General features: G+C 69.3%; 16 protein-coding genes and 1 tRNA gene. 9 read left to right on the forward strand and 8 right to left on the reverse strand.

Annotated elements, in window-relative coordinates; all coding sequences use genetic code 11:
• Positions 1-32 precede the first annotated feature (32 nt).
• Entirely contained in the window at positions 33-1322 is a 1290-nt protein-coding gene (locus QY307_04480) for a hypothetical protein (GenBank protein ID WKZ83504.1), read from the reverse strand.
• Positions 1323-1420: 98 nt separating this feature from the next.
• Here QY307_04480 and QY307_04485 point away from each other — a divergent pair, with 98 nt between their 5' ends.
• Together QY307_04485 and QY307_04490 are read left to right on the forward strand one after the other, a co-directional pair.
• Positions 1421-1945, forward strand: coding sequence for a hypothetical protein (locus QY307_04485; GenBank protein WKZ83505.1), 525 nt, complete (start codon positions 1421-1423; stop codon positions 1943-1945).
• 217 nt (positions 1946-2162) lie between these two features.
• Entirely contained in the window at positions 2163-2753 is a 591-nt protein-coding gene (locus tag QY307_04490; protein ID WKZ83506.1) for a cation transporter, read from the forward strand.
• 131 nt (positions 2754-2884) lie between these two features.
• Here the strand turns inward: QY307_04490 and QY307_04495 are convergent.
• From QY307_04495 to plsY, 6 genes are all read right to left on the reverse strand, one after another.
• Positions 2885-2958, reverse strand: a tRNA-Ala gene (locus tag QY307_04495).
• Between the two features lie 143 nt (positions 2959-3101).
• Positions 3102-3401: a hypothetical protein gene (locus QY307_04500; GenBank protein WKZ83507.1), complete on the reverse strand. Its 300-nt coding sequence runs from the start codon at positions 3399-3401 to the stop codon at positions 3102-3104.
• Between the two features lie 50 nt (positions 3402-3451).
• Positions 3452-3925 (reverse strand): MogA/MoaB family molybdenum cofactor biosynthesis protein, encoded by a 474-nt coding sequence (locus tag QY307_04505; GenBank protein ID WKZ83508.1) that lies wholly within the window; start codon positions 3923-3925, stop codon positions 3452-3454.
• On the reverse strand, positions 3922-4389 hold the full coding sequence (gene moaC, locus QY307_04510) for a cyclic pyranopterin monophosphate synthase MoaC (GenBank protein WKZ83509.1): 468 nt from the start codon (positions 4387-4389) through the stop codon (positions 3922-3924). The genes QY307_04505 and moaC overlap by 4 nt, the downstream gene beginning before the upstream one ends.
• Positions 4382-5608, reverse strand: coding sequence for a molybdopterin molybdotransferase MoeA (locus QY307_04515; protein ID WKZ83510.1), 1227 nt, complete (start codon positions 5606-5608; stop codon positions 4382-4384). The genes moaC and QY307_04515 overlap by 8 nt, the downstream gene beginning before the upstream one ends.
• Positions 5605-6189, reverse strand: coding sequence for a glycerol-3-phosphate 1-O-acyltransferase PlsY (plsY, locus tag QY307_04520; protein ID WKZ83511.1), 585 nt, complete (start codon positions 6187-6189; stop codon positions 5605-5607). Before plsY ends, QY307_04515 begins: the two co-directional genes overlap by 4 nt.
• 65 nt (positions 6190-6254) lie before the next feature.
• On the opposite strand from plsY, the gene QY307_04525 reads away from it, so the two are divergent.
• The 4 genes from QY307_04525 to QY307_04540 all read left to right on the forward strand — a co-directional run bounded on the left by QY307_04525 (position 6255) and on the right by QY307_04540 (position 9692).
• A complete protein-coding gene (locus QY307_04525; GenBank protein ID WKZ83512.1) occupies positions 6255-6911 on the forward strand; it encodes a pyridoxamine 5'-phosphate oxidase family protein in 657 nt (218 codons plus the stop codon).
• 157 nt (positions 6912-7068) lie between these two features.
• A complete protein-coding gene (locus tag QY307_04530; GenBank protein WKZ83513.1) occupies positions 7069-7953 on the forward strand; it encodes a cell wall-binding repeat-containing protein in 885 nt (294 codons plus the stop codon).
• Between the two features lie 430 nt (positions 7954-8383).
• The gene (locus QY307_04535; protein ID WKZ83514.1) at positions 8384-8905 is read left to right on the forward strand and encodes an SAF domain-containing protein; all 522 of its coding nucleotides are present in this window, start codon (positions 8384-8386) and stop codon (positions 8903-8905) included.
• 25 nt (positions 8906-8930) lie between these two features.
• Positions 8931-9692, forward strand: a complete 762-nt coding sequence (locus tag QY307_04540; protein WKZ83515.1) for an undecaprenyl-diphosphate phosphatase — start codon at positions 8931-8933, stop codon at positions 9690-9692.
• Between the two features lie 6 nt (positions 9693-9698).
• Here QY307_04540 and QY307_04545 read toward each other — a convergent pair whose 3' ends face one another.
• The gene (locus QY307_04545; protein WKZ83516.1) at positions 9699-10709 is read right to left on the reverse strand and encodes a hypothetical protein; all 1011 of its coding nucleotides are present in this window, start codon (positions 10707-10709) and stop codon (positions 9699-9701) included.
• Between the two features lie 183 nt (positions 10710-10892).
• Between QY307_04545 and QY307_04550 the strand changes: the two genes are divergently transcribed.
• The 3 genes from QY307_04550 to QY307_04560 are packed head-to-tail and all read left to right on the forward strand — an operon-like array spanning position 10893 to position 12519.
• A complete protein-coding gene (locus tag QY307_04550; protein WKZ83517.1) occupies positions 10893-11729 on the forward strand; it encodes a hypothetical protein in 837 nt (278 codons plus the stop codon).
• 10 nt (positions 11730-11739) lie between these two features.
• Positions 11740-12159, forward strand: coding sequence for a thioesterase family protein (locus tag QY307_04555; GenBank protein WKZ83518.1), 420 nt, complete (start codon positions 11740-11742; stop codon positions 12157-12159).
• A 9-nt stretch (positions 12160-12168) separates the two neighbouring features.
• Entirely contained in the window at positions 12169-12519 is a 351-nt protein-coding gene (locus QY307_04560; GenBank protein ID WKZ83519.1) for a hypothetical protein, read from the forward strand.
• Positions 12520-12541: the final 22 nt, after the last annotated feature.

The raw sequence follows: 12541 nt of genomic DNA on the forward strand, positions 1-12541 counted from the left end.
TCAAGCAGGAAGGTGACCGCCGTGCGGCGAGCTCAGCCGCCCAGCCCGGCAACGAGGTTCTGCCCGGTTGCCGTGTCCTCGGCGGCGACGAACAGGACTTCGCTGCCCTGCAGTCTCACGTAGGCGAATCGTGCACCTCCGGAGAAGGTGGTCACCCCTTCGTCCGTCGACCGCGGCGAACCGACGTCCATGCGGGCGGCGATGCTCTCCTTCAGGGAGGTGGCCAGCTCTTCGGCATCGCGAGGAGTGTCGCCGCGAAAGAGGTAGGCGAAGGCGATGCTGGTGCCGCAGGTCCCGTCGCCCTCGCAGTCGAGGGAGCCGGGCCAGTAGATCCGATAGCGGTCGCCGCCCCACCCGGCGGAAGCCACCACCGCCTCACCGCGAGGAACTCCGTTCAACAGATAGAGGAAGGTGTTCCACTCCCCGAAGGTTCCCTCCTCGAATACCTCGTATCCGGTGATCTCGACTTCGGGGAGCACCACCTCTACCGCCGGCTCCCGGATCAGGTACTTCTCGGGATGCAGCACCTGCTCGGTGGTCTCCGGCAGCAGTTCGTATGCCTGGTTCACGCCGGCGACGTCGCCCTCGGTGATCAGGCGCTCGACGAAGCCGAACCCGGAGTCGTAGGGGAAGGTGAGGTCCTCGCCGAACCACGCCGGGAGCGAGTCCATGACGGTGGTGTCGGTCGCCAGCGACTCCTCGACCGCCTCCAGTTGCTCGGCCACGGGCAGGGTTTCCAGGTACACCAGCTGAAAGTAGGTGGCATCACCCTCGGCCAGGGCGGAGATGGCAACCGCCCTTTCGAACTGATCGGACTCCCAGTACTCGTCGGAAACGGCGGCGAATCCGTAGTGCTGATCGGTGAGAGCGTGGACCAGTTCGTGGACCACGATCGACTCGGAGAGGGGGGAGAGGCTGGAGCCTCCCATGATCACCATCTCGCCGGTGTCCGAGTCGTAGTAGCCGCCCACCTGTTCGGCGTAGAGGTCGGTGTAGGCCTGGCCCAGGTCGACGGTCCCGTCGAGCAGGCCGAGCACCTCGTAGAGCCGCTGGGCCACGGCGACGTCCTCCGGGGTGAGGTCCTCTTCGATCTGGTCACGCACCCGCTCGGCGAGCTCCTCGGGCGTGACGATGGTGATCGTCGGACTGACCACGAACTCCAGGCCGCGGATCTGCTCGGCGGCCTCGACCAACACGGCGATCTCCTCTTCGAGTGCGGCAGCGTCGATGGATGTGGGCACGCTGGTGCTGGTGTCGAGCGAGTCGTCACCGCAGGCGGCGACGACGATCAGCAGGGCGAAGATGGGGAGGAGGCGGCGCATCCGGGCCAGGTTAGGTGGTAGCGGCGCAATCCCATCACACTGGCCCTCAAGATTCGATGCGAAAAACGCCGATGGGTGAAGGAACAGGGAGGTTTCGCATGACGACTGCCAGGACGATCGTCGCCGTGGCTTGTGTGATGGCGCTGGCCACGCCCGCACTCGCCGTCGAGGACCCGGGAACCACCGACGCCGAAGATCCGGTGAAGGGCATCACCCTGCCGCTCGCAGGGGCCTTCGGCATGGACGCGGAGGCTCTAGCCGCCCTCCACGAGGAGGGGCTCGGGTACGGGCAGCTCTTCAAGATGAGCCTGTACGCCGCCGCAACGGGCCTCGACTTCGACGCGATCCTGGCGCTGGCGACCGTGGACCCGGAAACCGGGGAGACCGAGTTCTCATGGGGCACTCTGTGGGCTGCACTCACCGATGAGCAGCAAGCCGCCCTCGGCGACCTTCCGCGCAACCTGGGCCAGGTCGTCTCGGAGGCGAAACGCCACCACGGACGCGATGCCCACCGGCCCGATCATGCCGGCGGGCACGACGACGATGGCGGGGACGAGCCCGAGCCGGTCGCCGCAGAGCGAGGCAAGGGGAAGGGCAAGGGTCGGGGCGGCCGGAACGGCTGATCGAGTCGATCGGACCGGGCTGGTCTCGCCTGCCGCGAACCCGGTGACCCGTGCGTTGCCGCGACGCCGGCGAGAATCCATCGACACCCGGATCAGGGCCGACTTCTACCGGCTACGTGGGCTGGGCCGCCGAGGGACTCCGCTCACCTGCCTGGCGGGGAAACTCCGTCGACGAAGTCGGATGAGACCGTCCGGCCACCTGTGAGAATCCAGCCCGATGCACCAGGGAGATCACCGACGGGCACTGATCCTCGAGTGGACCACGATCGCCTGGAACTCGGGGGAAGTGTTCATCACCATCGCCCTCGGGGTTGCCGCGCGTTCGCTGGCACTGATCGCCTTCGGTCTCGACTCGGTCGTGGAGGTGTTCGCCTCTCTGGTGGTGGTGTGGCACATCGGCAAGGCCGGATCGGAGTTCGCCCCACGCACCCGCCGCGCCCTGCGGCTTGTCGGGGCCGCCTTCGCCGTTCTGGCCGTGCTCCTGGTCGTGGGAGCGGTGCGGGTCCTCGTCGTCGGCCATGAGACCAACGACTCACCCTGGGGAATCGCATACCTGGGACTTACGGCGGTCGTGATGTTCGTGCTCGCTGCCGCCAAGCGGCGGGTGGCGCGCAGGCTCGACTCGGAGCCGCTTCACGCCGAGGCGACCATGACCACTCTCGACGGTTTCCTCGCCCTATCCATCCTCGGCGCCCTGGCGATGGACGCCACCCTCGGGTGGTGGTGGGCAGACCCGGTGGCGACTCTGGTCGTGGCCGGGGTCGCCGCCAACGAGGCGCGGGAGGCGTGGGAGGAGGCCGAGGGCTGAGGGGGTGCGTTCCCTCCCCCGCAGGGGGAGGTGGCCCGAAGGACCGGAGGGAGCAACCCGCGACAGAGGTTTCGTAGGATCTGCACCCCTCCCGGAACGCCGCGAGCCCGCCGAAAAGGCGGGCTCGCCAGTGGAGGTGAGGGGATTCGAACCCCTGGCCTCTTCCGTGCGAGGGAAGCGCTCTGCCGGGCTGAGCTACACCCCCTGGGGGAACCTCGATTGTAGGGCGGGTGCCGCCCGGCCCCGATCCCCGGGTCGGCCACCCCGACGCCCAAGCACCGGCCGGGGTCATGAGTGCAACACACCGATCAGCCGATCCTCACCCGACCAACGAACAACGGGACCCGGCTAGAGGACCCGCACCTCCTCGTCCGCCCCATGGGACGGCAGCGGCCTTCCACCCTGTTGCGCCTGCTTTATCTGCAGGAGCATGGCTATGTATCCGGCGAGGGCCACGTCGACTGCCAGGTTGAGGAACAGGAGCAGGGTCGACCCCGTGATCAAGGCGAGGATCAGGGTCAGCGGCACGGCGGCACCCAGGACGATCAGTGCGAGACGGCGGCGCGCCAGGACCTGCTGCCGGGCGGTGATCGCACCACCCGATGAGCGGCCCCGCATCTGACGCGGAACTGGTCTTCTCGTCGCCACTTGGCCCCAAGTATGTCCGGAAGAGCCCGGGAAGGCGAGCCAATCCGGGATCAGTGGCCTGCGGGACCCCCGGCGGCAAGCCGCACTGCATGCGGAAGCACCTCGACCACCGCCCGCAGCGACTCCTCGACGCCCACAACCGAACCCGGCAGGTTGACGATCAGTGTGCTCCCGGCGACGCCACTCATGCCCCGCGACAACATCGCTCGCGGGTCGTGCGTCATCCCGACTGCCCGCATCGCCTCCGAGATCCCGGGTGCCGGCCTCTCTACGACCAATGCCGTGGCCTCCGGCGTGAGGTCGCGTGGCGCCAAACCGGTCCCGCCGGTCGTCACCACCAGGTCCAGACCTTCTGCCACCGCCTCTCGCAGTGCGACGGCAACACTCTCGACCCCGTCGGCGACGACGCTCACCTCCACCTCGAACCCGGCCTCGAGCAGGATGGCGGCGGCGGCTGGGCCCGATCGGTCTTCGGCCGTGCCGGCCGCCACCCGGTCGGAGACGGTCACCACCCTTGCCCTCACCGGGACCACTCCCCCGACTTGCCGCCGTGCTTGGCGACGAGCCGGACCGGGCCGATCTCGGCGCCCCGGTCCACGGCCTTGATCATGTCGTAGATGGCGATCACCCCCACCGACGCCCCGGTGATCGCCTCCATCTCGACGCCGGTGCGGCCGACGGTGGACACGGTCACCTCCAACCGGGCACCTGCCGGGTGCTCCTCGACGGTGACGGAGATGCCGGTGATCGGCAACGGATGGCACAGCGGGACGAGTTCGGAGGTGCGCTTGGCCCCGTTGATGGCGGCGATCCGGGCGACCGCCAGGGCATCGCCCTTGGGGAGCGTTCCGCCGAACAGCGCCCGCCGGGCTTCGTCGCCCATCGTGATGATCGCCTCGGCCACAGCGACCCGTTGCGTCTCCGGCTTGGTGGAGACGTCCACCATGCGGGCGTTGCCCCGCTCGTCGATGTGCGTCGGCTCAGTCATCTTCGGCCTCCTCGAGGGTACGCGTCTCGGCGGCGCGCCACATCTCCACAGTCACCACCTCGCCGACAGCCACAGTGCCGACGCCGACCGGAACCACCGCGAAGGCATCGGCCGCTGCGAGGGCGGAGAGCACGTTGGACGACTGCCCACCCGCAGGTCGCACCGATCCGTCGTCATCGATTGCTACCCGCACGAACACCACCTTTCCCGGATTGGTCACCAGGTCCTCGGCGGCGATCGCCCGCATCCGGGGTCGGAACAGCCGAATCGCTCCTAGCCGTCGCAGCATGGCCGGCCGCAGGAACTGTTCGAAGGCGACCGCCACCGAGACCGGATTCCCCGGCAGCCCGAAGAACGGGGTCTCGCCGAGGAACCCGAAGGCGAAGGGCTTGGCGGGCTGCATCGCCACCTTCCAGAACTCGACCCGACCCAACTCGCCCAGCACCTGCTTGACCAGGTCGTGAGCTCCCATGGAGACCCCGCCGGTGGTGACGACGGCGTCGGCGGTGGAAGCCGCCTCCTCGAGCGTCGAGCGCAGCAGCCGGGCGTCGTCGGGGATGATGCCGAGGTCGCGTACCTCCATGCCGGACTCGTGGAGAAGGGCGGTCAGCATCGGACGGTTGGAGTCGCGGATGGTGCCGGGGCGCAGCGTCACCGCTTCGGACGGGAGTAACTCGTCGCCGGTGGAGGCCACGGCGACCACCGGGCGACGCCTCACCCGGGGAAGCGTCACCCCAAGGGTCGCCAGCACGCCCATCGCTGCGGGACCGAGCCTGGTGCCTGCCTCCAGGGCCACCGCTCCCGATGCCAGATCCCCGCCAGCGGGTCGCACGTTCTCCCCGGTTCGCACCGCACGCCGAATGGTCACGGTTCCGGACTGCTCCTCGGTGTCCTCCACCATGACCACGGAGTCGGCACCATCGGGCATGGGTGCCCCCGTCATGATGCGGATGGCGGTGCCGGTCAGCACCCTATGCGAAGCCACCCTGCCCGCAGGGAGGTCCTCGACCACCACCAGCTCGATCGGCACCGAGACCAGGTCTACGGCCCGCACCGCGAAACCGTCCACCGCCGAGTTGGGGAACGGCGGAACGTCATGGGGCGCCACCACGTCGGATGCGAGCACCAGGCCGGCGGCCTCCGCCAGCGGCACCGAGATCACCGGCAGCGGCACCATGGCTTCGACCACGGTCCGCCTCGCTTCGGCCAGTGCCCTCACGGCTCGATCCGGTGCTCGGCGTTGCGCAGCAGTCGATCGATGTTGGCGCGATGCCGGGTGACCACCAGGACGGCGATGAGGGTCGCCCAGGCCAGAGTCCATCCCCTCTGCCCGACCACCCACAGACCGGGCACCAGGGCGGCGGCAACGGCGATCGAGGCGAGCGATGCCCGTTTGGTGACGGCGACGATGGCAGCCCACACGGCGAAGAGGATCAGGCCGACGAGGGGCTCCACCCAGAGCACGGTCCCGGCCGTGGCGGCCACGCCCTTGCCTCCCCTGAACCGGTGCCATACGGGGAAGCAGTGCCCGAGGACTGCGGCAAACCCGGCGGCGATGGCTGCCGGATCGCCACCGGCGGTGCCACCCATGGCGGCGGCGGCGATCCCCTTGCCCAGATCGCCCAGCATCACTGTGGTGGCGGCACCGCGGCCCATCGTCCGCAGCACATTGGTGGCACCCGGATTGCCGCTTCCGCTGGCGTAGATGTCGACGCCGCGCACCCGGGGGAGGATCACCCCGAAGTCGATGCTTCCGAGCAGATAGCCGCCGACGACGGCGGCGATGGTCCAGGGGCTCACGATCGGCGAGTCTATTAGGGGTGGCGGTGGCCGGCCCTACGATGGGCACCCGATACGGAGGAGCCATGGCGGAGGCCCGGGTGGAGCGCGAGTTCGAGGTTCGGCGGCACTCGGAGCGCGGCTCCTACGACCGCTCCGTCATCGAAGCCATCCTCGACGAGGCGATGTTCTGCACCGTCGCCTTCGTCGACACCGGTCAGCCGGTGGCGATCCCCACCATCCACGCCCGAGATGGCGACCGCATCCTCATCCACGGCTCCGTGGGCTCCCGGATGATGCGAACCCTGGCCTCGGGCGCCCCCTGCTGCGTCTCGGCGACCCTCCTCGACGGCCTGGTGCTGGCCCGATCGGCATTCAACCACTCCATGAACTACCGAAGCGTCGTCCTCTTCGGATCGGCCACGATCGTCGACGACGACACCAAGGAGGAAGCCCTGCGGCAGTTCACCGAGAAGCTGATCCCCGGGCGATGGAGCGCGGCGCGCCCGCCGTCGCCGAAGGAGCTGCGCACGACCATGGTGGTGGCGATCCCGATCGAGAGCGCCTCGGCCAAGGTGCGGTCCGGACCGCCCGAGGACGAACCTGAGGACATGGAACTCGAGATCTGGGCGGGGGTGATCCCCTACCTGGTGTCCCCAGGCCCGGCGGTCCCGGCGCCGGAGATGCCACCCGGGACACCCTTCCCCGATCACCTGTCGCAACGGTTCCCGTCGCCGGCCTGAGCACTCCCACCCTGCGGCAGCCCAGCGGCCGCCCGCTGCCGCCGTCTGCGCGCCATGTGAGGCCTCGGCGTCCTGGAAGAGACCACAGAATCGAAGAGCGCGGCCTGGTCGACCTGGCTACCGTCGGAGTAACCCGTCGTCACTTGAGGAGGGGAAGATGGATACTTCACATCGCCGCCACGAGATCCTCGTCTGGTTCGTCGCCCTAGCGGTCACCATGGCGTTCAGCCTGATGCTCGTGCGGGGTGGCGCCCCGGCGCCGTACGGCGGACAGCCGGAAGACACCTCGGCAGGAGCGGCTGGGGAGTCGTTCGCTCCCGGTGAGTTCGTGCCTTCCAGCACGCCGCGGACCGTGTACCTGGCGACGGGCCTCAACTACCCCGATGCCCTGGGCGCCGCCGCCGCCGCCGGTGTGGCCATGGGGCCGGTGCTGCTGGTGCAGCAGAACTCGATCCCTTCGGAGACCCTCGCCGAGATCAACAGGCTCGCACCGAACCGGATCGTGATCGTCGGCGGCACCGCGGTCATCTCCGACACGGTGAAGACGACGCTGGAGGGCCTCGCCTTCTCGCCCACGGTCGACCGCATCGCCGGCGCCAACCGGTACGCCACGGCGGCGGCACTCTCCGCCGACGTCCACCCGACCCGGGGCTTCTACCCGCGGGCCACCTGGTCGCAAGCGGACGGGCCGGTGGCCGGTACCGACTTAGCGCAGACCGCCGCCTCCGTCGACCACACGACCGAGCTGCCAGGGATCTACATCATCTCCGGGTCTGCCGACCTCTATGCCACCGGGTCCGACGCCTTTGTCGAGTGCTCCATCTACGTGAACGGCGTGGAGATTCCCGAGTCCGAACGCCAGCTTTCCTTCGCTGCGGGGGCAGGAGCGAACGAGTCCAACTGCGCAACCGATGCCGCGTACGTCGCCGCCACCGCGGGCACTTACACGATCTCCCTGGTCATCGACTACGCCGCGGCCAGCACGTCTTTCGACGAGCGGGGAGTGTTCGTCACCTGGATGCCTTACTACCCGGGATCGTGACCCGCACAAGAAATCGAAGCACTCGCTCACCGGATCACGCCAAGTCGAGTCACCTCGACTCGGTGAACGCGTGTCCCTGATCCTCGCCGGTAGGCGGAGATCGGTGTCGAACGAGAGGAACGCCTCTGCTCCCTCCTCCCCGGCGCCGTAGCCGAAGGCAGGACGCGTGGAAGGGAGTGACCTTCGCCCCGGCATGCACGAGGCCGGCGGTGTTTCTCGTCCCCGCCAGGCCCCGAGCGCTCGATGTCGGGGCCGACCGCCACCGGGCCTCACTGCCCGGTCGACGGGCGAAGCGGCCTACGGAGTCCTGTCAGCGCGGTCGGGACTCGCCCTCCCGGTTGAACGCAAAGGCATGGCCCCCTCCTCGACGTGGCCACGGACGACCGCCCCACCCCTTCACCCCGAGGCCTGGGGTCGATACCTTGCCCCGGTGTACTGGCTGCAGCCACCACCACACCTGCGTCGTGCCGCCGCCGCCCTCCTGATCGTCGGCGCATTTCTCTGGGACCTGCGAGGGCCGGCATCGGTCCCCCACCCCTTCGTCGCCCGTCCGATCTCCAGAGGATCTGCCATCACCGCCGACGACGTCGAGTGGCGATCGATCACCGCGGGGGCACTCCCCGCGCCGGACCTCGAGGGGGCGGTGGCGGCGGTGGACCTCACCGCAGGCGACCCGCTCATCCCGGCCGTCCTCTCCGGCGGGGTCTCGGTCCCGGACGGGTGGTGGGCGGTATCGCTAGACGCCGGGCGCCACGCCACCCCCGGCCTCGAGGTCCTGCTGGTGGTCGTGGACCCGCCGGTCACCACCACCGGCATCGTGATCGAGGCCCAGCGGGGGGACCGCCTCTCCCTCGACTACCGGCCCGCCCTGGTGGCGGTACCGGGCGATGTGGCCGCCGTGGTGGCAGCCGCCGACCACGCCGGCCTCCTGGTGACGGCGGTGCGGCCGTAGCCCCGACCCCGGGTAATGTCTCCCGGTGCTGATCGCCGCCTTCTGGGGCCTGGTCCAGGGCCTCACCGAATTCCTCCCCATCTCGTCCAGCGGGCATCTGGTGCTGATCCCCGCCCTGCTCGGCATGGACGAGCCGGATCTGGCCACCACCGCCGTGCTCCACCTGGGCACGCTGCTCGCCATCCTCTGGTACTACCGCAGCGACGTAGCCGGCCTCGTGCTGCGCCCCGTCTCCAGGTCCAGCAGGCGGATCTGGTGGCTGCTGATCCTCGGAACCATTCCGGCGGCGGTGATCGGCCTCACGCTGAAGAGCCCGATCGAGGTGGTTTTCTCCGAGCCATGGCTCGTTGCCGTCTGCCTGATGATCACCGGGGTGTTGCTGCTCGGGTCGCACTTCCTGCCGAAGGGCCGCCGCCGGGTCGAGGACGCCCGCTCGGCGGACGCCGGGGTGGTGGGGATGGCCCAGGCGTTCGCCCTGCTCCCCGGTATCAGCCGCTCGGGGGTGACCATCACCGCCGGGATGGCGCAAGGCCTCAGCCGCACCGAGGCCGCCCGATACGGCTTCCTGCTCGGGATCCCGGCCATCGCCGGCGCCGGCACCCTAGAGGCCATCGAGCTGATCGACAGCGGCGGTTTCGAGGCCAGCCTCCTGGTCGGCACGGCGGTGGCCGCCGTCACCGGCTACGCCGCCATCTCGGTGCTGATCCGACTCATCGGCCGCTTCGGCCTGCTCCCGTTCGCCCTCTACTGCCTCGCCTTCGGCGCCGCCTCGTACCTCCTGGTCTGAGGCAGGTCACAGGTCGAGAAGCCGAGTGAGGGTCGTGGTGACCAGCCAGGTCAGCACCGGGAGCACCAGCGCCGTGGAGAATCCCCTCAGGGTCGCCGTCTCCCAGGGCCAGACCGAGGCCTTGCGCACCCTCGTCCGCTCCGCCTCCAGGGCATCGAGGGCGGCACGGGCAGGGGCGACGTCGCCGTAGCGACCGGCATCGATGACCCGGTGCACCTCGGAGGTCACCACTGCGATCCTGCCCTGTGCCTCCCCCTGTAGTGCTGCCTTGGCCTCGACCAGGCGGCGGCGCATGCCGAGCAGCGGGGTGATGAATGCCGCCACCGCCACCAACCCCGACCCGGCCAGGAAGGTGATCCAGACCGGGTTCTCGAAGGTCGAGGGATCCGTGGCCATCGCATACGAGACGTTCACCAGCAGGTAGACACCGGCCAGGACCGTCACCCTGGCGAAGGCGTGAGCCGGCCCGGTGGCGAACAGGTCGACGTGGGCGGCTCGCCGGTGCAGCCGCGCCACAGCCGACAGAACCCGGATCAGCTGCACCACCACCATCAGGAACAGCGACACGCTGGCGCCGAGCGTGATGGCGACGACCACCCCGACGAAGAGCGGGTCCGATCCGGCCAGTTCGACCAGCGCCGGATCCGAGACACCGGCGAGCACCCCTATGCCGAGTCCCACCAGGCCGGTGATGAGAGCGGTGCGACGCGGCATGGCCACCAATGAGCGACGCAGCGAATCGGCCTCATCGTCACCGTCGGCCAGAGCGGGGCGAAAGCTGTCGAAGGCGCGGCCTGCACGGACGCCGAGGTATCCGTACATCGCCAGGGCGAAGACACCGTAGAAGGTGCTCAACAGCTGCAGCCGCAACTGGTAGGTGTCATCGGCATGGTCCAGCCACCAGGACCCGGCGACCACCGCCGCCGCCAGGGCCCACACCGTCAGCAGCAGGGCCCACCAGGGGACCCGCCTGCTCGTCGCCGAGGCGATCAGACGATCCAGCCAGCCCACCTTCATCGTTCCTCCTCATACCGCATCCGACCTTCCCTCCCGCACCGAAGGTGGAGCGTAGGGTCGGAGCAAGTCACCGTGCCCTCACAGGCGGTGACGAGGCAGGCGGCGGGCAGGCGGTGGAGAACGGAGTATCGCACCGGTCACAGGGGTATTGCCCCGACAACTCCGATGCAATAGGTTGCCGCCATGCAGGTGCGCCACCGAGGCGCACGGCTGGCGGTGCCCCTGACAATCATCCCGCTCCTCGTCGGGATCGCATGGCTGCTGACCTCCGTCCCGGTCCGGGCGGACGACGGCTGCGTGCTCACCCCATCTGGGATCGACTGCGGGTTCCGGGGCAGCACGACGTCGACCTCCATGGCCGTGGCGACCGGGTTTTACCGCTATCTGCGGATGCGAGAGCACCCCACCGTCGGCACCTGCTGGCAGTGGTACCGGGAGCCTCCGGGCTGGGACCGCTGGAACTGGAGCCACTCGGTGGCGATCACGATCGCCCAGCGGGACCACCCGGAGTGCCCGGCATGGGGCTGGCGGGTGGTGTCGGTGTCGACGCGGGCTTGGGCCATCTTCCGATCCTTCCCCCTATCCGGTCCGAGCCTCGACGTCAGGCCGTCGATCGGGATCGCCAACCTGGCCACCGTGATCGCCGTGGGGCGCCCCGCCGAGTTGCGGCATCGGGAGCGGCTCCCCGACGGGCGCATGCTGGAGGTACGCGCAGCCGTGGAGACCGTCCGGATCGACTGGGGTGACGGAGCCACGACCACCCTCTCACCGGGCGAGGCTTCCGGGCCCGGCGCGCTCCACGCCTACGCACTCAAGACCTGCACCGCCGCCTACCGCCGCAGCCATCCCTCGGGACGCAACTGCCACCCTGCGCTCGACTCCTACCCGATCGGCGTGGTGCTCTCATGGAGGGGCCGATACAGCACCGGAGGCGCCTGGACCAACCTCGGAACCCTGAACCGATCGACCACCCTCGGCTACGACGTCGACGAGGTGGTGGGCATCCCGGTCGCTCCCTAACCTCCCAGGCGTGCATCGCACTCCGATCGAGGTCCGCTGGGGCGAGCTCGACCCCTATCACCACGTCAACCATGCCGCCTACCTCTCCTACATGGAGCATGCCCGCGTCGCCGTCCTGGACGCCGCCGGATGGGGCATGGAGGAGCTCACCGCCCGCGGCTACATGGTGTTGGTGGTGCGGGTCGACGTGAAGTTCGTCCGACCGGCCGCCGCCGGCGACCGGCTGGAGGTCCACACCAGCGTTGTCGAGATCGGCGCCTCGCGCAGCACCTGGTCGCAGACGATCGTTCGCGGTGAGGAGAGACTGGTGGCGGCCGAGGTGCAGGCCGCCTTCACCGATCTCGAGGGGCGCCCGGTACGCGCCCCGGAAGATCTGCGTGATGCACTGAAACGCGTTGCCGGGTCCGACAACGACCCGCCGAACATCTAGCCTGGGGCCGTGGACATCGAGTACCGCCCGCCCCGCCCCATCTTCCTCGGGTTCGCCCTGGTGACGATCGGCACGCTGTTTCTGCTGCGCGAGCTGGAGGTTCTCCCCGACGTCTCGGTGTGGAGCATCGTCTGGCTGGCACTCGGAGGGTGGCTGCTGATCGGCACCCTGGCTGGGAACAGACGCGGATGGTTCTGGCCCCTAGCCCTCCTGCTCATCGGGTCGTTCATGCTGTTGCGCGACCTCGAAGTGATCAGCCGCGGGGTGGCTATCTGGCCGATCGTGGTCCTCGCCTTCGGGTTGGCGATCCTGCTCGAGGCGGTGGGCCCCAAGTCGAAGCGGGATCCCTGGCACCACTGACCGGCTCGACGGGGCCGGCCAA

Source organism: Acidimicrobiia bacterium, assembly GCA_030584185.1.
Lineage (GTDB): Bacteria > Actinomycetota > Acidimicrobiia > Spongiisociales > UBA11373.

Bases quoted from the DNA above. Each gene is read 5' to 3' on its own strand.
- QY307_04485 (WKZ83505.1), top strand. From the start codon at position 1,421: ATGACGACTGCCAGGACGATCGTCGCCGTGGCTTGTGTGATGGCGCTG.
- moaC (WKZ83509.1), bottom strand. From the start codon at position 4,389: ATGACTGAGCCGACGCACATCGACGAGCGGGGCAACGCCCGCATGGTG.
- QY307_04480 (WKZ83504.1), bottom strand. From the start codon at position 1,322: ATGCGCCGCCTCCTCCCCATCTTCGCCCTGCTGATCGTCGTCGCCGCC.
- QY307_04545 (WKZ83516.1), bottom strand. From the start codon at position 10,709: ATGAAGGTGGGCTGGCTGGATCGTCTGATCGCCTCGGCGACGAGCAGG.
- QY307_04490 (WKZ83506.1), top strand. From the start codon at position 2,163: ATGCACCAGGGAGATCACCGACGGGCACTGATCCTCGAGTGGACCACG.
- QY307_04530 (WKZ83513.1), top strand. From the start codon at position 7,069: ATGGATACTTCACATCGCCGCCACGAGATCCTCGTCTGGTTCGTCGCC.
- QY307_04550 (WKZ83517.1), top strand. From the start codon at position 10,893: ATGCAGGTGCGCCACCGAGGCGCACGGCTGGCGGTGCCCCTGACAATC.
- QY307_04525 (WKZ83512.1), top strand. From the start codon at position 6,255: ATGGCGGAGGCCCGGGTGGAGCGCGAGTTCGAGGTTCGGCGGCACTCG.